This window comes from Micromonospora chokoriensis (genome assembly GCF_900091505.1).
GTDB lineage: Bacteria > Actinomycetota > Actinomycetes > Mycobacteriales > Micromonosporaceae > Micromonospora > Micromonospora chokoriensis.
The window spans coordinates 6,435,375-6,455,237 of record NZ_LT607409.1 but is presented as its reverse complement, the minus strand read 5'-3'; the positions used below and the strand labels follow the sequence as shown (position 1 = coordinate 6,455,237).

Sequence of the window (19,863 nt, the reverse complement as noted above, 5' to 3'; positions counted from 1 at the left end):
CTCCAAGATGGGGGTGCAAAGCGCGTGATCCTAACCCGCTGAGGAACACTGCGTTGTCCCTGCTTGACGGCCCTCCGGCGGTGAGCTGATCACAAACGGTCGCGGTGGCCGGGCCGCCCACGAGGGACGGTCCGACCACCGCGACCGGTGGTACGGCGATCGGTCAGGCCGGCAGGCTCGCCGCCCCGCGCGGCAGGAACCGCCGACCGGTGACCCGCTCGGACGTGCCGGTGCGGTCCAGGTACGGCGTGACACCACCCAGGTGGAACGGCCAACCGGCGCCCAGGAGCATGCACAGGTCGATGTCCTGCGCCTCGGCGACCACGCCCTCGTCCAGCATCAGCCGGATCTCCTGGGCGAGCGCGTCCAGCGCGTTCTGTCGTACCTGCTCGGCGGTCAACGGCTGGTCACCGACGACGAGCAGCGCGGCCACCTCGTCGTTGACCTGGTCGTCCACCACGATCGGCTGCCCCGAGTCGGCGATCCGCTTGAGGTTCTCGCTGACGGAGAACCGGTCCGGGTACGCGGCGTGCAGGGTGCCGCCCACGTGGTACGCGACGGCCGGCCCGACCAGCTGGAGCAGGGCGAGCGGGCGCATCGGCAGGCCCAGCGGGTCCAGGGCGCTGTTCGCCACGTCCAGCGGGGTGCCGGCGTCGACGGCGGCGAAGACGGTGCCCAGGAACCGGGTGAGCAGGCGGTTCACCACGAACGCCGGGGCGTCCTTCACCAGCACGCTCGACTTCTTGAGCTGCTTGCCCACCGCGAACGCGGTCGCGAGGGTCGCGTCGTCGGTGCGCTCACCCCGGACGATCTCCAACAGCGGCAGCACCGCCACCGGGTTGAAGAAGTGGAAGCCGACCACCCGCTCCGGGTGCTCCAGCTCGGCGGCCATCTCGGTGATCGACAGCGAGCTGGTGTTGGTGGCGAGCACCGCCTCCGGGGAGACGATCTTCTCCAGTTCGGCCCAGACCTGCTTCTTGACGCCCAGGTCCTCGAAGACCGCCTCGATGACGAAGTCGGCGTCCGTGAAGGCTGCCTTGTCGACCGAGCCGCTGACCAACCCGTACAGCTTGGCGGCGGTGCCCTTGTCCATCCGCCCCTTGGTGACGGCCTTCTCGATCTGGGTGTGCACGTAGCCGACGCCCTTGTCCACCCGGGACTGGTCGAGGTCGGTCATCACCACCGGCACCTGGAGGCGGCGGGCGAACAGCAGCGCCAACTGGCTGGCCATCAGACCGGCGCCGACGATGCCGACCTTGGTGATCGTGCGGGCGAGGCCCTTGTCCGGCGCGCCGGCCGGCCGCTTGGCCCGCCGCTGCACCAGGTCGAACGCGTACAGGCCGCTGCGCAGCTCCTCGGAGAAGACCAGGTCCGCGAGGGCCTCGTCCTCGGCGGCGGTGCCGGTGGCGAAGTCGGCGTCCTTGGCCGTCTCCAGCAGGTCCAGAGCCTTGTACGCGGCCGGGACCGCGCCGTGCAGCCGCTGGTTCAGCGTCTCCCGGGCGAAGTAGAGCACGCCTGCCCACATGTCCTTGTCGACCTCCGGCCGGGTCACCGTGACCTGACCCCGGACCACCCCGGCGGCCCATTCGAGGGACCGCTCCAGGAAGTCGGCCGGCTCCAGGAGGACGTCCGCGATGCCCAGCTCGGCGGCCTGCTTCGGCTTGAGCATCTTGTTCTGCATCAGCGGGTTCTGGATGATCACCTGGGTGGCGGCGGGGATGCCGATCAGGTTCGGCAGCAGCTGCGTGCCGCCCCAGCCCGGCACCAGACCCAGGGAGACCTCGGGCAGCGCGAGGGCCGCCGCGCCGCCGGACAGCGTCCGGTAGTGGCAGTGCAGGGCCAGTTCCAGGCCGCCGCCCATCGCCGCGCCGTTGACGAACGCGAAGGTGGGCACGGTGCTGTCCTTGAGCCGGGCGAAGACCCGGTGACCGAGCCGGCCGATCTCCAGCGCCTGCTCCCGGTCGGCCAGCTGCGGCAGGCCGACGATGTCCGCGCCCACACAGAAGATGTACGGCTTGCCGGTCACCGCGATGAACGCCGGGTCGGCGGCGAGCGCGGCGGTGATCGCCTCGTCCAGACTGGCCAACCCGCCGGGGCCGAAGGTGTTCGGCTTGGTGTGGTCGAAGCCGTTGTCCAGGGTGATCAGGGCGGCGGGCCGGTCCAGGCCGGGCACGTTCACCTGACGCAGCAGCGCCTTCGTGACGACCTCGTTCGGTGCCTTCACTTGTCGCCACCTTCCCAGTTCGGGTTCTCCCAGATGACAGTGCCGCCCATGCCGATGCCGATGCACATCGCGGTGAGGCCGTAGCGGACCTCGGGGTGCTCGGCGAACTGGCGGGCCAACTGCGTCATCAGCCGTACGCCGGACGAGGCGAGGGGGTGACCGATGGCGATCGCGCCGCCCCACGGGTTGACCCGCGCGTCGTCGTCGGCGATGCCGAAGTGGTCGAGGAAGGCGAGCACCTGCACGGCGAACGCCTCGTTCAGCTCGAACAGGCCGATGTCGTCGATGGTGAGCCCGGCGAGGCGGAGCGCCTTCTCGGTGGACGGGATCGGGCCGACACCCATCACCTCCGGCTCCACCCCGACGAACCCGAACGACACCAGCCGCATGGCGATCGGCAGCCCCAACTCGCGGGCGGTGGCCTCGTCGGCGAGCAGGCTCGCGGTGGCGCCGTCGTTCAGGCCGGCGGCGTTGCCCGCGGTCACCCTGCCGTGTGGGCGGAACGGGGTCTTCAGGGTGGCGAGCTTCGCAAGCGAGGTGTCCCGGGGCGCCTCGTCCACGGTCGCCAGGCCCCAGCCGCCCTCCGCGTCGCGGATCGACATCGGCACCAGGTCGTCCTGGAGCTTGCCGTTGGCGTACGCCTTGGCGGTCTTCTGCTGCGAGGCGAGCGCGAACGCGTCGGTGCGGGCCTTGGTGATGTGCGGGACCAGGTCGTGCAGGTTCTCCGCGGTGGCGCCCATGACCAGCGCGGACGGGTCGACCAGCTTCTCCGCGATGATGCGCGGGTTGGGGTCGACGCCCTCACCCATCGGGTGGCGGCCCATGTGCTCGACGCCCCCGGCGATGGCGACGTCGTACGCGCCCATCGCGATGCCGCTGGCCACGGTGGTCACCGCCGTCATCGCGCCCGCGCACATCCGGTCGATGGCGAAGCCGGGGACGGTCTTGGGCAGCCCGGCCAGGAGCGCTGCGGTGCGGCCGATGGTGAGGCCCTGGTCGCCGATCTGGGTGGTGGCCGCCACGGCGACCTCCTCGACGCGCTCCGGGGGCAGCTGCGGGTTGCGTCGCAGCAGCTCACGGATGCAGCGGATCACCAGGTCGTCGGCGCGGGTGTTGGCGTACATGCCACCCGCCTTGCCGAACGGGGTACGGACGCCGTCGACGAAGACGACATCCCGAACTTCACGGGGCACTTGAGCCTCCTTCTCGACCACCAATCGGCCCCCGCGCCGCGGGGGCGGCGCTGCGGACTGAACGAGGGTCGGCCAACACGGGCACGTTCCCCCGAATGCTACTCGCCAGTAACCAACCCGTCCCAACCCCCCGCTGTGGCCCACCCCACACCGCGCCCCGTCCCGCTTCCGACGATCATGAGGTTGACGGGGCGGTGGATCGCCGAAAGGTCCGTCAACCTCATGATCACCCGGGTTCGGGGGTGGGGGTGAGGGTTAGGGGGTGGGGTTGAGGGCCTCGGTCAGGTCGCGGACGAGCAGGCCGATCTGCCACTCCCGGGCGTTGAGACCGCGCAGGGTCTCCGCGACCGACTCCTCGGTCACCACCTCGGGTGGGGTCCAGGCCAACCGGCGAACCGAATCCGGGGTGACCAGGTTTTCCGGCGGCAGGTTGTGCTCGCCCGCGATGCGGATGACCACCTCCCGGCACCGGGCCAGCCGACCGGCGGCCACCGGGTCCCGCTCGGCCCAGCGGTGCGGCGGGGGCGGGCCCTCGACAATGGGGGCCACCGGCAGTGAATCCTCCGCGAGCTGCCGGGCGTCGTCGAGAGCGGCGAGCCAGGTGCGGGCTAGCCGACGCACCGACCGCCCGCCGAAACCGGGGAGGGTCAGCAGGGTCTTCTCGTCCTTCGGATCCAACTCGGCGGCGGCGATGATCGCCGAGTCGGGCAACACCCGACCGGGGGCGGCATCCCGCCGGGCCGCGATCTGGTCCCGGGCGTACCACATCGAGCGCACCCGGGCCTGGGCCCGCGCCCCGCGTAGCCGGTGGATGCCGGACGTGCGCCGCCACGGCTCCGCGCGCACCCGCGGCGGGCGCGCCCCGGTGCGGACCAACGCGGCGAACTCCTCCGCGGCCCACTCCGACTTGCCCTGCCGGGCCAGCTCGGCGTCGAGCGCGTCGCGCAGGTCGGTGAGCAGCTCCACGTCGAGAGCGGCGTACGTCAACCACGACTCGGGCAGCGGCCGACTCGACCAGTCGGCGGCCGAATGGTGCTTCTCCAGCGTGAACCCGAGCAGTTGCTCGGTGAGCGCCGCCAGCCCGACCCGCTCGAACCCGGCCAGCCGGGCGGCCAGCTCGGTGTCGAACAGCCGGCGTGGGCGCAGCCCCACCTCGGCGAGACAGGGCAGGTCCTGACTGGCCGCGTGGAGCACCCATTCGGCCTCGCCGATCGCGGCGTCCAGCGTGCTGAGGTCCGGCAGCGGCAGCGGGTCGATCAGCGCGGTGCCCGCACCGGCGCGGCGGAGCTGCACCAGGTACGCGCGTTGGCTGTAGCGGTAACCGGAGGCCCGCTCGGCGTCCAGGGCGACCGGGCCGGTGCCGGCCGCGAAGCGGGCCACCACCTCGGCGAGCTCGGCCGGGGTGGTCACCGGTTCGGGAGTGCCGTCACGCGGGGCGGTCAGCGGAACGGGCCCACCGTCGGCCGGGTCGGCGCCCTCGCCCACCAGCTGCGGCGGGGCCGACGGCGGGTGCTCGGGTGCGTTTCCCGGAAGGTCTTCGGCGGGCCGACGGCGCAGGGGTGGTTCGTCGGTCACCTGCCAACCCTAGTGCGCGTGGAGATCGAGCGGGTGCAGCCGGTCCGGCGTGTGTCGATCACGTGTCCAGAGGATGTCCGCGCGCACCCGCCCCGGCACGGTCGATCATGGAGTTGTGGTGCCTCACAAAAGCCGCGGCGAGGGGCAATCCGTCCACCACAACTCCATGATCGACCCCCGTCCAAGGGAGGGGCTAGGCGGCGCCGGCGGGGCGGCGGTCGGACAGGGCTGTCACACCGGGTGGGGGGAGGCCTGCCGTGTCGGCCAGGAGGGCGCACCAGCCGAGCAGGTGTGCGGTGAGGTCGTCGTCGACCGGCGTCCAGGAGGCGCGGATCTCGATGTCACCGACGGTCGGCGGGCCGGCGAGGTCACCGAACCGGGTCGACATGGTCTGCGTGACGGTGCCACCGATCGCCCGATGGCCGGCGTCCTGGGCGTCCAACGCGTCGGTCAGCCACGTCCAGCCGACCCCGGGCAGCAGCGGGTCGGCGGCCAGATCGACCTCCAACTCGGCGGTCACGTAGGTGACCAGCCGCAGGGTGCCCTGCCACGCCTCGTGCCCGGCCGGGTCGTGCAGCAGGATCAGCCGCCCGGTCGCCACCTCGTCGCCGTCGCGCAGCACCGTCGCGGCGAGCGCGAACGCGTACGGGGCGAGTCGTTGGGGCGCCCCGACCTCCTCAAGAGTGATCTCCGGGCGGGGCGTCGCCGATCGCAGCCCGGCGACCGCGCGGGCGAACGCTTCCGGGAGCGCGATCGGGGGGGCCATGTCGGCAGCCTATGCCGCCGTCCGTCGCCCGCTTCGACGGCGCGCCGACGCTCCTGAAGGGCACCGGGGGTAAGGAACGGTGCCCTTCCTCTCACCCCCACCCGGTTTGCCGTGGTGGGCGTGGCACGATTGCGGCGATGACCACGGACACCACGGGCACTGTCGCCCGAGACGGAGAATCCCGCCCCGGCGGACCGGCCGACTCGCCCTTCATCAGGGCCTGTCGACGTCGACCCGGGCCGCACACCCCGGTCTGGTTCATGCGCCAGGCCGGTCGCTCCCTGCCGGAGTACCGGGAGATCCGGGCGACCGTGCCGATGCTGGAGTCGTGCCGCCGTCCGGACCTGGTCACCGAGATCACCCTCCAGCCGGTGCGTCGACACGGCGTGGACGCGGCCATCCTGTTCAGCGACATCGTGGTGCCCGTGGCCGCGGCCGGGATCGACCTGGACATCGTGCCGGGCACCGGCCCGGTCGTCGCCGAGCCGATCCGCAGCGCCGCCGACGTGCAGCGGATCCGCCTGATCACCCGCGAGGACGTGTCGTACGTCGACGAGGCCGTCCGGCTGTTGGTGGCCGAGCTGGGCGACACCCCGCTGATCGGTTTCGCCGGCGCACCGTTCACCCTGGCCAGCTACCTGGTCGAGGGCGGTCCGTCGCGGACCCACGCGAAGACCAAGGCCCTGATGTACGGCAACCCGGAGCTGTGGCACGCGCTCTGCGGCCGGCTGGCCGAGGTGACACTGGCCTTCCTGCGGGTGCAGATCGACGCGGGTGTGTCGGCCGTGCAGCTCTTCGACTCGTGGGCGGGTGCCCTCTCCGAGGCCGACTACCGCCGTTTCGTGCTGCCGCACTCGACCGCCGTGCTGAGCGGTTTGGTGGACGCCGGGGTGCCCCGGATCCACTTCGGGGTGGGCACCGCCGAGCTGCTCGGCGCGATGGGCGAGGCCGGCGCGGACGTGGTCGGCGTCGACTGGCGTACCCCGCTGGACGTGGCCACCGCTCGGATCGGCCCGGACAAGGCGGTGCAGGGCAACCTGGACCCAACCGTGCTGCTCGCGCCGTGGCCGGTGGTCGAGGCCGAGGTGCGCCGGATCCTGGAGCAGGGCAAGGCGGCCCCCGGGCACGTGTTCAACCTCGGCCACGGGGTGCTGCCGGAGACCGACCCGGAGGTGCTGACCCGGGTGGTCGCGCTGGTGCACGAGGTGTCCAGCCGCCGGGCCGACCAGGGCTGAGAAGGCGATGCGGCGGCCCTGGCGGGTGGCGGTGGTCGGCGGCGGGATCGCCGGGCTGGCCGCCGCGGTCCGCCTGCGCGACCGCGCGCCGGCCGACACCGAGATCACGGTGTACGAGCAGTCCGGCGCGGTGGGCGGCAAGCTGCGCACCGGTGAGCTGGCCGGCCAGCCGGTGGAGTTCGGCGCCGAGTCGTTCCTGATGCGCGACCCGACCGGTGCCGAGAGCGCGGCGGTGGCCCTGATCCGCCGGCTCGGGCTGGCCGAGAAGGTCGTGCACCCCACCGTGGGGCAGGCGGCGCTCGTGGTCGACGGGGGGCTGCGCCCCATCCCGGGCGGCACGCTGGTGGGCGTACCCGGGGATCTGGAACGGGTGACGACCGTCGCCCGCCCGCTCGCGGACGCCGACACCGACGGTGGCCGGCCGCTGATCGGGCCCGACGCGGACGTGTCGGTGGGCGCGCTGGTCCGGTCCCGCTTCGGCGACGAGGTGGTCGAACGGCTGGTCGACCCGATGCTCGGCGGTGTGTACGCGGGCCGCGCCGACGACCTGTCCCTGGTCACCACGATGCCGGCGCTGGCTCGCACGGCCCGGGTGGAGCACACCCTGGTCGGCGCGGTCCGGGCCGCCCAGGCCGCCGCGCCCCGGGCACCCGGCGCGCCCGTCTTCGGCACCCTGGTCGGTGGGCTGAGCACCCTGGTCGAGGCGGCGGTGGTGGCCAGCGGCGCGACGGTCCGGCGCGACGCGGCGGTGCGCGAGGTGACCCCGGCCGGCTCCGGCTGGCGGCTCACCGTCGGCCCGACCCGCGACCCGGAGTTCGTGGACGTGGACGCCGTGGTGTTGGCGGTGCCGGCCCGGCCGGCGGCCCGGCTGCTCGCCGGCCCGGCCCCGGAGGCCGCCGCGGCCGTCGGGAAACTCGACTACGCGAGCGTCGCGTTGGTGACCCTGGCGGTGCCGCAACCCCGCCTGCCCGAGCTGTCCGGCTTCCTGGTGCCCAGCACCGAGGGCCTGCTGACCAAGGCCGCCACGTTCTTCACCACCAAGTGGGGGCACCTGCGTCGGCCGGACGGGGTGGCGTTGCTGCGCGCCTCGGTGGGCCGGTACGGCGAGGAGGCGCACCTGCAACGCCCCGACGCGGACCTCGCGGCCACCGTGCACCGGGAGTTGTCGGCGGTGCTCGGCACCCCGCTGCCCGCCCCGGTCGACGGACACGTGCAGCGGTGGGGTGGGGCGCTGCCCCAGTACGCCCCGGGGCACGCCGGCCGGGTCGCCGCCGCACGCGCGGCGTTGCGGGCCGCGTACCCCACAGTGGCCCTCGCGGGCGCCGGCTACGACGGCGTCGGCATCCCGGTCTGCGTCCGCTCCGGCGAGACGGCGGCCGAGGAGATCATCACAGCACTGGGAGGATCGGCGAGATGACCGAGCAGACCAACGCGGCCCGGTTGCGGGAGCTGAACGACAGCATCCGCTACACCATGTGGTCGGTGTTCCGGGCCAGTTCCCCGCTGCCGTCGCTGCGGGACAACGTCACCGGTGAGGTCGTCGCCCTCTTCGACGAGCTGGCCGGCAAGGACGTGGTGGTCCGGGGCGTGTACGACCTGTCCGGTCTGCGCGCCGACGCGGACGTGATGATCTGGTGGCACTCCGCGTCCAGTGACGCGTTGCAGGACGCGTACCTGCGGTTCCGGCGTACGACGCTGGGTCGGGCGATGACCCCGGTCTGGTCGCAGATGGCGTTGCACCGGCCGGCGGAGTTCAACAAGAGCCACATCCCGGCGTTCCTGGCCGGCGAGGAGGCCCGCCCCTACATCTGCGTGTACCCGTTCGTCCGCTCGTACGAGTGGTACCTGCTGCCCGACGCCGAGCGGCGCGAGATGCTCGCCGAGCACGGGAAGATGGCCCGGGGCTACCCCGACGTACGGGCCAACACGGTGGCCTCGTTCGCGTTGGGCGACTACGAGTGGATGCTCGCCTTCGAGGCCGACGAGCTGCACCGGATCGTGGACCTGATGCGGGACCTGCGTGCGTCCGGCGCCCGCCGGCACGTCCGGGAAGAGGTGCCCTTCTACACGGGCCGCCGCCGCTCGGTGGCGGAGATCGTCAACTGCCTGGTCTGAGCCCCGCCCGCCTGGTGTGAGTCCCGCCGTCCGGCGCCGCACCCCCGCCCGGGTGCGGCGCCGGCCGGGGATCAACTGGTCGTCGTGCAGGTGACCAGCGGAACCGGGTTGCTGCCGTTCCACGAGCCGAGGAACCCGAAGGTGGTGCTCGCGCCGGCGGCAAGACTGCCGTTGTGGTTGGCGTTACGTGCCGTGACCTGCGTGCCGCTGGTGCTGACGGTGGCGTTCCAGGACGACGTGACCTGTTGGCCGTTGCCGTAGTTCCAGCTCACCGACCAGCCTCGGGTCGGTGAACCACCAGCGGTCACCTTCACCTCACCCTGGAAGCCGCCGGACCACTGGCCGGTGACCTGGTAGGTAGCCGTGCACGCCCCGGCCGGCGGCGGCGTCGTCGGGGGCGGGGTGGTGGGCGGGGGAGTCGTGGGCGGTGGGGTGGTCGGCGGCGGCGTGGTCGGCGGCGGCGTGCTCGTTCCCCCGCCGAAGTCGACGTCGCTGCACAGGTAGTACGACTGGTCGAAGTGGCTGGCCTGCCAGACGGTGTAGACGATGTGCCGTCCGGTGCGTCCCGGCGCGTTGACCGGGATCTGGATCGAGACGCCGCCGGTGTCCTTGTCCCACTGCGAGGCCGGGGTGTTGCCGATCTGGCCGGCCAACTCCAGGTTGCCCCAGCCGAGCGGTTGGGTGGCCGCGTTGAAGCCCTGCTTGGTCACGTACACCCGGATGTAGTCGGCGCCGTGACTGGCCTGGTCGAAGAAGCGGAGCCGGAAGTTGTTCGACACCGCTGTGGTCTTCCAGGCGCCGACGGTGTCCAGCGAGTTGTAGCGGGGGCTCTGGGTGCGGCCGCCGCTGCACAGCTGACCGTCGGGGACGGCGGCCTGGTGGTTGCCCCCCACACCCTCCCGGAACAGGCCGTTCCAGTTCCACATGGCGGCGGGGTCGGACTGCCAGGCCTGCCAGCACATCGGGTCCTCGCTGGCCATCCGAGGGTTCTGGAAGTCGCCACCCCAGCGCTGCCAGCAGCTGTAGTTGCGCGACGCCGGGTCGACGACCGAGCCGTGCGCGGAGGCGGGCTGAGCCACGATCGTGGTCAGCGCTGTGGTCAACAGGAGCACGGCGGCCGTCACGACGGCGAACAACCAGAACACGCGCCGTGATCGGATGAAAGTGGACATGGAGCCCCCGGGGGGATGAGGTCGGACGACGACACCCGGACCGACGGGAGTTGCCCACTCCCGTGCCTACTCGCTGGCTCCTGCGATGGCTCTACCCGGCACCATGCCAGCTCGATCGTCAGGCGTCAATGGCACCACGCCGCATCGGCGTGTGCGGGATGCCGTCCTCGACGTACTCCGGGCCGCTGACCGTGAAGCCGTGCCGGCCGTAGAACGCGACCAGGTGCGACTGGGCTTCCAGCACGCTGGGCCGGTCGCCGACCACCTCCAGGGCCGCGGTCATCAGCCGGCCGGCGTGCCCGCCGCCCCGTGCCTCCGGCGCCACCACCACCCGACCGATCCGGGCGGTGCCGTCCGGCTCGGCCAGGATCCGCAGGTACGCCAGCGGCGCGCCGCCGTCGGTCAGCCAGAGATGCCGCGTGCCCGGCTCGACGTCGCGACCGTCGAGTTCCGGGTACGGGCAGTTCTGCTCCACCACGAACACGTCGATGCGCAGCTTGAGCAGGTCGTGGAAGGTGCGGGTGTCCAGGTCGGCGAAGGCGGCCGTGCGGATGGCGGTGGTCTGCGAGGGCATCCGACGATCCTAGGCCGCGTCACCTGCCTGGGCCGCCTCATCCGGTGCTCGCCCGAGGTGCCAGGTAGGTGGCGGCCACCGCGCTGAGCAGCAGGGCGCCGCCGACGACCACCGGCAGCGGCAGCGGCTCGTGCAGCAGCGCCACCGCCAGCACCGCGGCGGTGAGCGGTTCGAGCAGGGTCAGCACAGCGGCCACGCTGCCCGCTGTGGTGCGCAGCCCGGCGTAGAACAACGCGTACGCCACCGCCGTGGTGATCACGCCGAGGTGCAGCAGCAGCGCCACGGTGTCGGGGCGTACCGGCACGCCGATTCCGGACACCAGGGCGAACGGCGCCAGGGTGAGCGCGCCGACCACTGTCGAGATGGTGGTCAGCGTCATCGGCGTGGTGTGCTGCGACGCGTGCCGGCTGATCAGGGTGGTCACCGCGTACCCGAGGCCGGAGCCGGCCGCCGCCAGCAGGCCGAGCAGGGGTGCGGGCGCCGCCGCGCCGGGGTCCGCCGTGGCGGTGGTGATCAGGACGAGACCGGTGACGGCCGCGACCAGCGTCCCGAGTCGCACCGGGCCGGGGATCTGGCGGGCGCGTGCCGACTCCCAGGCGGCGGCGAGCACCGGGGCCACGCCCAGGCTGACGACGGTGGCGACGCTGACCCCGGCCCAGGTCACGGCGGCGAAGTAGAGCGCCTGGTAGAGGCCGAGTCCGACGCCGGTGAGCAGCAGCGGTACGGGTGCCGCGCGCAGGGCGGCCAGGACCGTGCGGAGTCGACCGGCGGTGCACGCCAGGAGGACGAGCGCGGCGATGGCGAGGCGGTGGAAGCCGATGCTCACCGAGCTGAGCCCGGTGCTGTCGTGCAGGAGGTGCACCGCCACACCGGTGGTGCCCCACAGCACGCCGGTGACGGTGATCTGGATCAGGCCGGTGCGGGCCTGGTGGACGACCGGCGCCGGGGCGGCCGGGCGCGTGGTTCGGGAGAGGGACACGAGGGCGCTCCGAGGGTGAGCCGTTGACGGGACGACGTCGACGGAGCGCGTACGGCAGGACGGCCGACGGGGTCAGTCACCCGGTCGGCGAGAGCGCGGCGCTCCGTTCAGGAGCGCGGCGGGGGGAGGACGCCCAGCAGTGGCCGCATGGCGACGACCGTACCGCAGGAGGGCGGTCGGGCGGGGCGGGGCGGGTTGGCGCGGTCAGGCCGGGCGTGCCCCGACGGCGTCGCGGATCTCGGCACCGACCTCGCCCTCGACGGCGCGGGCGCAGTGGCCGCAGCAGAAGAAGCGGCCGTTGACCTCGACGCCGTGCCCGACGATCTTGATCTGGCAGTGTTCGCAGATCGGTGCCATCCGGTGGATCGCGCACTCGAACGAGTCGAAGGTGTGCACGTCGCCGCTGACGGTGCGTACCTCGAACGCCATCCAGTAGTCGTTGCCGCAGACCTCGCAGGTTGCCACGAGAAAACCCCCATATAAGGACAAGTAACTACAGGTTGCCCTCGATGCGGCGCGCTGGGTGGCGGATTGTCGATGTTCCGGCCGACCGGCGGCGTGTCGGTCCGGCGTGTCATGGGGGTGGCCTGCTCCACCTCCGCCGAAGAAAACCGCCACCATCGATTCATTTATTGATGGGAGTCTTTACTGTTAACAATGTTTAAATTATTTTGGGGGCACCCACCGGACCCCGGAGAAGGAGCTGCCCCATGCGTCGAAGAATCACCGTCCCGCTGGTGGCGGCAGGTGCCGTCGCCGCCACCCTCACCGTCGCCGCCCCCGCGCAGGCCCACGGCTACGTCTCTGCCCCGCCGAGCCGGCAGGCGCTCTGCGCGCAGGGCCGGGTCCCCGACTGCGGGCAGATCAAGTACGAGCCGCAGAGCGTCGAAGGACCCAAGGGTCTGCGCAGCTGCAACGCCGGAATCTCCGGCTTCGCCGTCCTCAACGACGACAGCCGGGGCTGGCCGGCCACCTCGGTCGGCAGCTCGCTGACCTTCACCTGGGTGAACACCGCCCGGCACGCCACCGCCAACTGGGAGTACTGGATCGGCAACACCCGCGTCGGCGTGGTGAACGGCAACGGCCAGCAGCCGGGTGCCACCGTCTCGCACACCGTCAACCTCGGTGGCTTCTCCGGTCGGCAGAAGATCCTCGCGGTGTGGAACATCTCCGACACGGCGAACGCCTTCTACTCCTGCATCGACGTGCAGATCGGCGGTGGCGGCTCGAACCCGACCCCCACGCCGACCCCGACGGCCACCCCACGACCCACCCCGACCCCCACGCCGACGACTCCGCCCGCGCAGGGCGGCACCTGGGCGAGCGGCCGGGCGTACCAGGTCGGCGACCAGGTCACCTACGGCGGAACCACCTACCGCTGCCGGCAGGCGCACACCGCCATCCCCGGCTGGGAGCCGCCGAACGTACCGGCGCTCTGGCAGCAGGTCTGACCGTGCGGGTGCGGCCCCTCGGGTCGCACCCGTCGCCGCCCCCCGCCTGAACGGAGCACCGACATGCCCCGTACCCCTCTGGTGTCAGTGCTCGCGGCCCTGCTGCTCACCAGCGCCTGCGCCGGGTCACCCGACCCGGGCGGGCCGCAACCGGCCCCCGCGCCCCCGGCCGGCTCCACGGTCGCCGGACCCACTGCCGACCTGGGCGCGATGAGCGGCATCGACCTGGTGTTCCTCAGCACGATGGTCGGGCACAGCGAACGCACCCTGCAGATCGTGCGGTCGTCCCGGGACCGGGTGCGCGACGACGCGCTGCGCACCCTGGCCGCCGCCATCGAGGCCACCGAGGCCGACGAACTGGTCGCCATGCGCGGCTGGTTGCCCACCACCGGGCCGGGCGCCAGCGCCGCCGCGCACCACCACGAGGGGCACGGCGACGACGCGGCGCTCGACCGGCTGCGCAACGCGCCCGCCCCGGACGTCGACCGGGTGCTGCGCGAGGTGCTCGCCGACCACCAGCGGTCGGCCGCCGACCTGGCCCGGGCCCAGGTCGACGTCGGCCGCAACGAGCGGGTCCGCGACCTGGCCCGGCGGATCGAGCAGTCCCGGACCGCCGAGGTCGACCTACTCCGGGGTACGCCCTGAGCGGCCCTTCGGTTCCTTGGGCCTTGCTGCCTGCGCCTTGCTGCTTGCCCTTGCTCAGCGGGGTTCGAGGCGGACCGAGATCGAGTTGACGCAGTGCCGGGTGTCCTTCGGGGTGAAGCCCTCACCGTGGAAGACGTGCCCGAGGTGACTGTCGCAGCGGGCGCACCGGATCTCCGTACGCGCCATGCCGAGGCTGCGGTCCTCGATCTCCTTGACCCGGCCCGGGATGGCGTCGTCGAAGCTCGGCCACCCGCAGTGCGAGTCGAACTTGGTGTCGCTGGAAAACAGCTCCAGACCGCAGGCGCGACAGTGGTAGACCCCCTGGGTCTTCGTGTCCACGTACTCGCCCGTCCAGGGCCGTTCGGTGCCGGCCTCCCGCAGGACGTGGAACTCCTCGGGGGTCAGCCGGACCCGCCACTCGTCCTCGGTGCGGGGCAGCTCGTTGTCGTCAAGACTCACCCCCCAACGGTACGTCGAACGTCGGGGGCGTGGCATATGGTCGCGGGATGGCGGGCACCAAGGCGGCGGTCACCGAGGTCGAGGTGGCCGGGCGCAGCGTACGGCTGAGCAGTCCGGATCGGGTGATCTTCCCCGAGCGGGGGTTCACCAAGGCGGACGTCTTCCACTACTACCTCGCGGTCGGCGACGGCATCATGCGCGCCCTGCGGGACCGGCCCACCACGCTGCAACGCTTCCCCGAGGGCATCGGTGGTGAGGCGTTCTTCCAGAAGCGGGTGCCCACCAGGGGGGTGCCGCCATGGGTCACCACGGCGGAGATCACCTTCCCGAGCGGCCGGAACGCGGCCGAGCTGTGCCCGACCGATCTGGCGCACGTGGCCTGGGCGGCGCAGATGGGCACCATCGTCTTCCACCCCTGGCCGGTGCGCGCCACCGACCCCGACCGGCCCGACGAGCTGCGCATCGACCTCGACCCGCAGCCCGGCACCGACTTCGCCGACGCCGCGCGGGCCGCCGGTGAGCTCCGGGCGCTCCTCGACGAGCTGGGCGTCACCGGTTGGCCGAAGACCTCCGGCGGTCGGGGGGTGCACGTCTACCTGCGCATCCAACCCCGCTGGACGTTCACCGAGGTGCGTCGGGCCACCATCGCGCTCGCCCGGGAGGTGGAACGCCGCCACCCCGACCTGGTGACCACCGCCTGGTGGAAGGAGGAGCGCGGCAGCCGCGTCTTCGTCGACTTCAACCAGATGGCCCGCGACCGCACGATCGCCTGCGCGTACTCCCTGCGGGCCAACGCGCGGGCGACCGTCTCCACCCCGGTCACCTGGGACGAACTGCCCGACGTCGACCCGGACGACTTCGACCTGCGCACCGTCCCGGCCCGGCTCGCCGAGCGCGGCGACCCGCACGCCGGCATCGACGACGCCCCGTGGGACATCACCCCGCTGCTCGAATGGGCCGACCGCGACGCCGCCGCCGGTCAGGGCGACCTGCCGTACCCGCCGGACCACCCGAAGATGCCCGGCGAACCCAAGCGCGTGCAGCCCAGCCGCGCCAAGCGCACCCCCGACGGTCCCTGACACACCCCCTTCGCGGTCACGGGCACGCTGGGCCGTTCAGGCGGTCACGGGCGGGGCTGGGCCGCTGACGCGGTCACGGGCGGGGCTGGGCCGTCCACGCCAGGAACCTGTCGAACAGCTCCCGTGGGTCGGGTCCCGGGTCGGGGTTGAGCGTGAGCAGGTCGGCCGTCGCGTCGAACAGTTGGCTGGCCATGTAGATCGACAACGCCACCCGGTCGGTCCCGTACTCCACCCGCAGCAACATCCGCGCGCACGGGCACGGCCAGGTAGCGGCGCACACACGGCACAGCCAGGAGGGCCGCCGCGGCAGGTGCTGATGCACCGGGTGCAGGTCACTCAAGGGCGCGCGATCGGCGCTGTTTCCGTTCGACTTCGACATGCCCTTTACGGTGACCGGTAAGTTGCCCCGGGTCAAGGAGTCGGGTCAACTGTTTACGGTCCGCCATATGGAGCTGGTAGGCGCTGCGGAGATTCGCGTGATGCTCGGCGGCATCAGTAAGCAGCGGGTCTACGTGATCACCAGCCACCGGAACTTCCCGGACCCGGTGGCCGATCTGGTGCAGGGCAAGGTCTGGCGGAAGTCGGACGTGGTGGCCTGGATCCGGGAGTACCGCCCGGAGCTGGCGGAAGATTGACAAGGTCTTCCAGGGGTGGCTCGTCCTGCTGCGGCGGTGCTGGCTGATCACTCGTTAGGCGGCGCGTGCACAGCTCGCCCGCCGGCCCTGCTGTGCGTCCGCCTCGACCCGATGCCGCGCCCAAGATTCGTGCAACTTCCCGCATGTTGCTGCCTCCGACGCCTGGGAGGCAGCAACATCGCTGATGTTGTGCAGATCTTGGCGGTGGTTGCTTTCGGTGGGCCGTCGCTTCGGTTTCTGCTTTTCGCGCGGCCGATTTTTGTCGTACGCCTGTTCTAAGATTTGCTTGTGATCGATGAGTTGGCGCGGGCGGACAGTGCGGTGGCGAGCTGCGCCGACGCTGCTGCCTGGGCCCTCTCCGAGCGCGAGCTGATCGCGGCGCTCGACGCCACCCATCGCTTGCAGCAGCGGCTGGCGGCGGTGCAGTTGGCGGTCGTCCGGGAGTTGGACGGGCGGGGCACCGCAGTCGCGCAGGGCGCGTCCTCGACGACGGTGTGGCTGCGTCATCGCCTGCGGCTCGACGTCGCCGCCGCGCGTCGGCTGGTCGGGCTCGCGGCCTCGGTCGACGTCGCCCCACCTGCGGTGCGGGAGGCGTTGGCGGGCGGGATGGTCAGTGCGGAGCAGGCGCGGGTCATCGCCGACACGGCCGCCACGGTGACGGCGTCGGCGGGCGTCGAGGTGGCCGACAAAGCGGTTGGCGTGCTGGTCGAGTGGGCCGGGCAGTTCGACCCGACCCTGCTACGTCGCATGGGCACCCGGATCCTCGACCACGTCGCCCCCGACCTCGCCGACGCCGCCGCAGCAGCAGCCCTGGCCGCCGACGACGCCCGCGCCGCCCGCGACCGACACCTCACCCTCTCCACGCAAACCGACGGCCGCCTGCGGCTCACCGGCACCCTCGACGCCGAGACCGCCGGCCTGCTGCGTGCCGCCATCGACCCGCTCAGCGCACCGTCAGGCCCCGACGACACACGATCGCCCGGGCAACGTCGCCACGACGCCCTCGCCGATGTCTGCCGACTCGCCCTGCGCACCGGCGAGCTGCCCGACAGCGGCGGCGACCCCGCCCAGATCGTCGTCACCACCGACTACGACACCCTCACCCAGCAACTCTGTGCCGGGGCGCTCGACATCGGCCTCCAGCTCACCCCCGACACGGTGCGCCGGATGGCCTGCGACGCTGCCATCCTGCCCGCCGTCCTCGGCGGCACCAGCCAGATCCTCGACGTCGGTCGGCAACGCCGACTCATCACCGGCCCACTGCGACGGGCCCTCGTGCTGCGCGACGGCGGCTGCGCGTTCCCGGGCTGCGACCGGCCGCCACGCTGGTGCGCCGCTCACCACATCCACCACTGGGCCGACGGCGGCCCCACCAGCCTCGACAACGCCGTCCTGCTCTGCGGCCACCACCACCGACACGTTCACCACAGCGATTGGGTGATCCGGCTCGGCGACGACGGGCGACCCGAGTTCGTGCCACCGGCCTGGCTCGATCCGAACCAGCTCCCGCGCCGCAACCACTACCACCGGCGAACGTAGCCAACTGGTGAGGGTTGCTCGGCACGGGCTGGCCGCCAATCACGTCGTGGCCGTGGCCTTCGCGTGCGCCTCGGTTTCCCGCCACTCGGAGGCCAGCCGCTACCAGACCTGGACGTCGGGTCGCGCGCTGCTGGGTCGCGCGCTGCCGAGCCGCGCGCCGTCGCGTCGCGCGCTGCAGGGCTGGAAGGCCCGCCCGTGAGACGCCGCCACGGTGCATGCCGAGTCGTCGCGCCGCCGCCGCGCAGTGCTGGTTGGCCGGACCGCGCTGGTTGCGCTGGTTGGCCCGGGGCCGTGTCGATGTGGCGCTCGCAATGATCGACGTTGTTGACTTCCTCGATACCCTGCGAGGGTCGGTCGGGGAGAGGTCGCTGATGCTCAAGGACGTCACGTCGGTGCGTGTGGTCGCCTACTTCCCGTGTCAGCTGTCCACCGAGACCGGTGCCACACGTGACGTGCCGACGGGGTGGAACCTCACCGACGGCCTCGACGATCTGGCGTTGCAGCCCTATGGTCAACGGCTCCTCGACGAACTGCTCGGCAGCATGCCACGGCCGACCACGGAGATCAGCGGCGGCCAGGAGATCCTGCGGATCGCCGAGGAGGAGATCGACCCCTCGCTCGTGCCCACGACGGCATCAGGTGCGTGGCAGGTGCTCTCTGCTCGGGTGAGCCTCTGGAATGTCGACTGCGGTCTCCTGTGCGTCACGTACCAACTTCCGGACGGCATCGTCAGCGGCGCCGGCGACGTGGTCGACGAGGTCGCCCCGCCGGTGCAGCGGATGGTGCCCGCGGTGACCCGGCTCCTGCGAGCCATCCTGCCGGCGCCGGCCGGTGCGGACGAGGTGTTCGTGCTCTGGGCCAACACCACCTTCGCCGTCCGGGTGGACCCGGACTGCGATCCGGCGCGGCGGCGCGCCATCGCCGAGGCGTTCACCCCGGACGGCGTGGACTGCACGCCTGACGGAGCCCGGGGTGGCGTGTTGCGGGTCGGTTCGCACACCACGGCTGTGGTCAACGACTTCGGGTCGCGCCCGGCCCTGCTGTTGGCGCGGTTGACCGGGGTGCACCACGTCTGCTGGGCTGCGGCCCTGCGCTACGACGCGGTGCTCTCGGCCGAGCTGTCCCAGATCGACCCGGGGCGCGCGGACCTGTCGATGAGCGCTCTCGAAGACCAGGCCAAGCGCATCCTGCGCGGCTACCACCGCATCCGGCTGTTCCGGCTCGGCTATTCGTCAGTGGAGGCCCACCTCGACGCGGCTGGCGGCACCGTCTGGAACGCGCTGGAGCAGCAGTGGAAGTTCCGGCTCGTCCTGACCACGTTGGACGAGCGGCTGGACTTCGTCCGAACGCTGCACCAGCAACTGGTCGGTCGGCTCCAGGACCGTCGGTCCCGCCTGCTCAACGAACTGGTGCTGGGCTTCACCTTCCTCAACATCTTCGCCATCGTGCTCGCCGCACTGACGTTCGTGGCACTGCCGAGCCTCGACGTGGGCCTCCTGGCCTCGGTGGTCGGGCTGGTGATGCTGCTGGTCAACCTGAGCGCGTACCTCGCCTTCCGGCGGCAGATCAACGACCCCGGTCGGATCCCGAGGGCGTCGGCCCGCCCGTGACCGGCCGCCGCCGCCACGAAGAGGGTGCGGTACGCCGGGTCAGTGCGTCATCAGGCGGTGGACGATCGCCCCCGAGAACAGCGCGAACAGTGCGAGCGCCATCCACCAGTCGGGGAAACGGCTGCGAGAGCGAGGCGAGCCGTTGGCGGTCTGCCGCTCGTCGGCGATCGCGCCGAGGCGGTCGACCAGGTCCTGCCCTTTCGATCCTCGGGTGTGCAGCAGCGAGTCGGACAGACCCCACGCCCGGACCCGCTGTCCGGAGACCAGCGTGATGCGGAGCGAGAGCAGATCACGGTCGATCGAGGCCACGTCGCGGTAGTCGATGCGGTCGACGCTCAGCGGGTTGACCACCTCGAAGTGATCGCGCCGGGCGGTCAGCCGCAGGCGGAAACCCATCCGGAAAGAGAGCCAGCCCAGGATCGCGAAGAAGGCCGCCGCGCCGACGTCGAACGGCAACCCGGCCAGGCTCGGCCTGGACATCTCCCGTGGCAGGGCCACCACCAGGAACAGCAGGAGCAGCCGGCCGATCCAACGATCGGTGCTGTCGGAGAACACCAGGTCCCTGCCCCTGCGCCCGATCGGGTCGACGGCCATGCGCAACCTCCTCCCGTC

At 72.1% G+C, this 19,863-nt stretch carries 21 protein-coding genes; 10 read left to right on the top strand and 11 right to left on the bottom strand.

What is annotated here, in order from left to right:
• Window positions 1–163: 163 nt before the first annotated feature.
• The 4 genes from GA0070612_RS29245 to GA0070612_RS29230 all read right to left on the bottom strand — a co-directional run bounded on the left by GA0070612_RS29245 (window position 164) and on the right by GA0070612_RS29230 (window position 5,758).
• Window positions 164–2,224, bottom strand: coding sequence for a 3-hydroxyacyl-CoA dehydrogenase NAD-binding domain-containing protein (locus tag GA0070612_RS29245; RefSeq protein WP_088990848.1), 2,061 nt, complete (start codon window positions 2,222–2,224; stop codon window positions 164–166).
• Complete coding sequence (locus tag GA0070612_RS29240; RefSeq protein ID WP_088990847.1) at window positions 2,221–3,417, bottom strand: thiolase family protein; 1,197 nt, start codon at window positions 3,415–3,417, stop codon at window positions 2,221–2,223. Before GA0070612_RS29240 ends, GA0070612_RS29245 begins: the two co-directional genes overlap by 4 nt.
• A 255-nt stretch (window positions 3,418–3,672) precedes the next feature.
• The gene (locus tag GA0070612_RS29235) at window positions 3,673–4,992 is read right to left on the bottom strand and encodes a ribonuclease D (protein WP_088990846.1); all 1,320 of its coding nucleotides are present in this window, start codon (window positions 4,990–4,992) and stop codon (window positions 3,673–3,675) included.
• A 193-nt stretch (window positions 4,993–5,185) separates the two neighbouring features.
• Window positions 5,186–5,758, bottom strand: coding sequence for a DUF3000 domain-containing protein (locus tag GA0070612_RS29230; RefSeq protein ID WP_088990845.1), 573 nt, complete (start codon window positions 5,756–5,758; stop codon window positions 5,186–5,188).
• A 137-nt stretch (window positions 5,759–5,895) separates the two neighbouring features.
• Between GA0070612_RS29230 and hemE the strand changes: the two genes are divergently transcribed.
• Genes hemE through hemQ form a run of 3 tightly spaced genes read left to right on the top strand, consistent with a single transcriptional unit; the run spans window position 5,896 to window position 9,108 of the window.
• Window positions 5,896–6,993, top strand: coding sequence for a uroporphyrinogen decarboxylase (hemE, locus tag GA0070612_RS29225; protein WP_088990844.1), 1,098 nt, complete (start codon window positions 5,896–5,898; stop codon window positions 6,991–6,993).
• Between the two features lie 7 nt (window positions 6,994–7,000).
• Window positions 7,001–8,410 carry a protoporphyrinogen oxidase gene (gene hemG / locus GA0070612_RS29220; protein WP_088990843.1) on the top strand — a complete coding sequence of 470 codons (1,410 nt, stop codon included), beginning with the start codon at window positions 7,001–7,003 and terminating at the stop codon, window positions 8,408–8,410.
• Window positions 8,407–9,108: a hydrogen peroxide-dependent heme synthase gene (gene hemQ, locus GA0070612_RS29215; protein ID WP_088990842.1), complete on the top strand. Its 702-nt coding sequence runs from the start codon at window positions 8,407–8,409 to the stop codon at window positions 9,106–9,108. The genes hemG and hemQ overlap by 4 nt, the downstream gene beginning before the upstream one ends.
• A gap of 71 nt (window positions 9,109–9,179) precedes the next feature.
• On the opposite strand, the gene GA0070612_RS29210 is transcribed toward hemQ, so the two are convergent.
• The 4 genes from GA0070612_RS29210 to GA0070612_RS29195 all read right to left on the bottom strand — a co-directional run bounded on the left by GA0070612_RS29210 (window position 9,180) and on the right by GA0070612_RS29195 (window position 12,298).
• Window positions 9,180–10,280 (bottom strand): lytic polysaccharide monooxygenase auxiliary activity family 9 protein, encoded by a 1,101-nt coding sequence (locus GA0070612_RS29210; protein ID WP_088990841.1) that lies wholly within the window; start codon window positions 10,278–10,280, stop codon window positions 9,180–9,182.
• Between the two features lie 118 nt (window positions 10,281–10,398).
• Window positions 10,399–10,854, bottom strand: coding sequence for a GNAT family N-acetyltransferase (locus GA0070612_RS29205; protein ID WP_088990840.1), 456 nt, complete (start codon window positions 10,852–10,854; stop codon window positions 10,399–10,401).
• Between the two features lie 37 nt (window positions 10,855–10,891).
• Entirely contained in the window at window positions 10,892–11,833 is a 942-nt protein-coding gene (locus tag GA0070612_RS29200) for a DMT family transporter (protein ID WP_088990839.1), read from the bottom strand.
• A 204-nt stretch (window positions 11,834–12,037) separates the two neighbouring features.
• The gene (locus tag GA0070612_RS29195) at window positions 12,038–12,298 is read right to left on the bottom strand and encodes a Prokaryotic metallothionein (RefSeq protein WP_088990838.1); all 261 of its coding nucleotides are present in this window, start codon (window positions 12,296–12,298) and stop codon (window positions 12,038–12,040) included.
• 245 nt (window positions 12,299–12,543) lie between these two features.
• On the opposite strand from GA0070612_RS29195, the gene GA0070612_RS29190 reads away from it, so the two are divergent.
• Together GA0070612_RS29190 and GA0070612_RS29185 are read left to right on the top strand one after the other, a co-directional pair.
• The gene (locus tag GA0070612_RS29190; protein WP_088990837.1) at window positions 12,544–13,284 is read left to right on the top strand and encodes a lytic polysaccharide monooxygenase; all 741 of its coding nucleotides are present in this window, start codon (window positions 12,544–12,546) and stop codon (window positions 13,282–13,284) included.
• 63 nt (window positions 13,285–13,347) lie between these two features.
• Window positions 13,348–13,929 (top strand): DUF305 domain-containing protein, encoded by a 582-nt coding sequence (locus GA0070612_RS29185; RefSeq protein WP_088990836.1) that lies wholly within the window; start codon window positions 13,348–13,350, stop codon window positions 13,927–13,929.
• 54 nt (window positions 13,930–13,983) lie between these two features.
• Here the strand turns inward: GA0070612_RS29185 and msrB are convergent, their stop codons facing one another.
• Window positions 13,984–14,388, bottom strand: a complete 405-nt coding sequence (gene msrB / locus GA0070612_RS29180; protein ID WP_088990835.1) for a peptide-methionine (R)-S-oxide reductase MsrB — start codon at window positions 14,386–14,388, stop codon at window positions 13,984–13,986.
• Between the two features lie 47 nt (window positions 14,389–14,435).
• Between msrB and ligD the strand changes: the two genes are divergently transcribed.
• The gene (ligD, locus tag GA0070612_RS29175; RefSeq protein WP_088990834.1) at window positions 14,436–15,467 is read left to right on the top strand and encodes a non-homologous end-joining DNA ligase; all 1,032 of its coding nucleotides are present in this window, start codon (window positions 14,436–14,438) and stop codon (window positions 15,465–15,467) included.
• A 73-nt stretch (window positions 15,468–15,540) separates the two neighbouring features.
• Here the strand turns inward: ligD and GA0070612_RS29170 are convergent, their stop codons facing one another.
• Window positions 15,541–15,846 (bottom strand): hypothetical protein, encoded by a 306-nt coding sequence (locus tag GA0070612_RS29170; protein ID WP_231924383.1) that lies wholly within the window; start codon window positions 15,844–15,846, stop codon window positions 15,541–15,543.
• A 67-nt stretch (window positions 15,847–15,913) separates the two neighbouring features.
• On the opposite strand from GA0070612_RS29170, the gene GA0070612_RS29165 reads away from it, so the two are divergent.
• The 4 genes from GA0070612_RS29165 (at window position 15,914) to GA0070612_RS29155 (ending at window position 19,251) form a co-directional block, all read left to right on the top strand.
• Window positions 15,914–16,102 carry a hypothetical protein gene (locus GA0070612_RS29165; protein WP_088990833.1) on the top strand — a complete coding sequence of 63 codons (189 nt, stop codon included), beginning with the start codon at window positions 15,914–15,916 and terminating at the stop codon, window positions 16,100–16,102.
• Window positions 16,103–16,390: 288 nt separating this feature from the next.
• Window positions 16,391–17,641 (top strand): HNH endonuclease signature motif containing protein, encoded by a 1,251-nt coding sequence (locus tag GA0070612_RS29160; RefSeq protein ID WP_088990832.1) that lies wholly within the window; start codon window positions 16,391–16,393, stop codon window positions 17,639–17,641.
• A 7-nt stretch (window positions 17,642–17,648) separates the two neighbouring features.
• On the top strand, window positions 17,649–17,840 hold the full coding sequence (locus GA0070612_RS31710; protein ID WP_157742639.1) for a hypothetical protein: 192 nt from the start codon (window positions 17,649–17,651) through the stop codon (window positions 17,838–17,840).
• A gap of 16 nt (window positions 17,841–17,856) precedes the next feature.
• Window positions 17,857–19,251, top strand: a complete 1,395-nt coding sequence (locus GA0070612_RS29155) for a hypothetical protein (RefSeq protein ID WP_157742638.1) — start codon at window positions 17,857–17,859, stop codon at window positions 19,249–19,251.
• A 39-nt stretch (window positions 19,252–19,290) separates the two neighbouring features.
• Here GA0070612_RS29155 and GA0070612_RS29150 read toward each other — a convergent pair whose 3' ends face one another.
• Window positions 19,291–19,845 carry a hypothetical protein gene (locus tag GA0070612_RS29150; RefSeq protein WP_088990830.1) on the bottom strand — a complete coding sequence of 185 codons (555 nt, stop codon included), beginning with the start codon at window positions 19,843–19,845 and terminating at the stop codon, window positions 19,291–19,293.
• Window positions 19,846–19,863 lie beyond the last annotated feature (18 nt).

Bases quoted from the DNA above. Each gene is read 5' to 3' on its own strand.
- GA0070612_RS29230 (WP_088990845.1), bottom strand. From the start codon at position 5,758: ATGGCCCCCCCGATCGCGCTCCCGGAAGCGTTCGCCCGCGCGGTCGCC.
- hemE (WP_088990844.1), top strand. From the start codon at position 5,896: ATGACCACGGACACCACGGGCACTGTCGCCCGAGACGGAGAATCCCGC.
- hemG (WP_088990843.1), top strand. From the start codon at position 7,001: ATGCGGCGGCCCTGGCGGGTGGCGGTGGTCGGCGGCGGGATCGCCGGG.
- hemQ (WP_088990842.1), top strand. From the start codon at position 8,407: ATGACCGAGCAGACCAACGCGGCCCGGTTGCGGGAGCTGAACGACAGC.
- GA0070612_RS29210 (WP_088990841.1), bottom strand. From the start codon at position 10,280: ATGTCCACTTTCATCCGATCACGGCGCGTGTTCTGGTTGTTCGCCGTC.
- GA0070612_RS29205 (WP_088990840.1), bottom strand. From the start codon at position 10,854: ATGCCCTCGCAGACCACCGCCATCCGCACGGCCGCCTTCGCCGACCTG.
- GA0070612_RS29190 (WP_088990837.1), top strand. From the start codon at position 12,544: ATGCGTCGAAGAATCACCGTCCCGCTGGTGGCGGCAGGTGCCGTCGCC.
- GA0070612_RS29185 (WP_088990836.1), top strand. From the start codon at position 13,348: ATGCCCCGTACCCCTCTGGTGTCAGTGCTCGCGGCCCTGCTGCTCACC.
- ligD (WP_088990834.1), top strand. From the start codon at position 14,436: ATGGCGGGCACCAAGGCGGCGGTCACCGAGGTCGAGGTGGCCGGGCGC.
- GA0070612_RS29170 (WP_231924383.1), bottom strand. From the start codon at position 15,846: ATGTCGAAGTCGAACGGAAACAGCGCCGATCGCGCGCCCTTGAGTGAC.
- GA0070612_RS29165 (WP_088990833.1), top strand. From the start codon at position 15,914: ATGGAGCTGGTAGGCGCTGCGGAGATTCGCGTGATGCTCGGCGGCATC.
- GA0070612_RS29155 (WP_157742638.1), top strand. From the start codon at position 17,857: ATGCCGAGTCGTCGCGCCGCCGCCGCGCAGTGCTGGTTGGCCGGACCG.
- GA0070612_RS29150 (WP_088990830.1), bottom strand. From the start codon at position 19,845: ATGGCCGTCGACCCGATCGGGCGCAGGGGCAGGGACCTGGTGTTCTCC.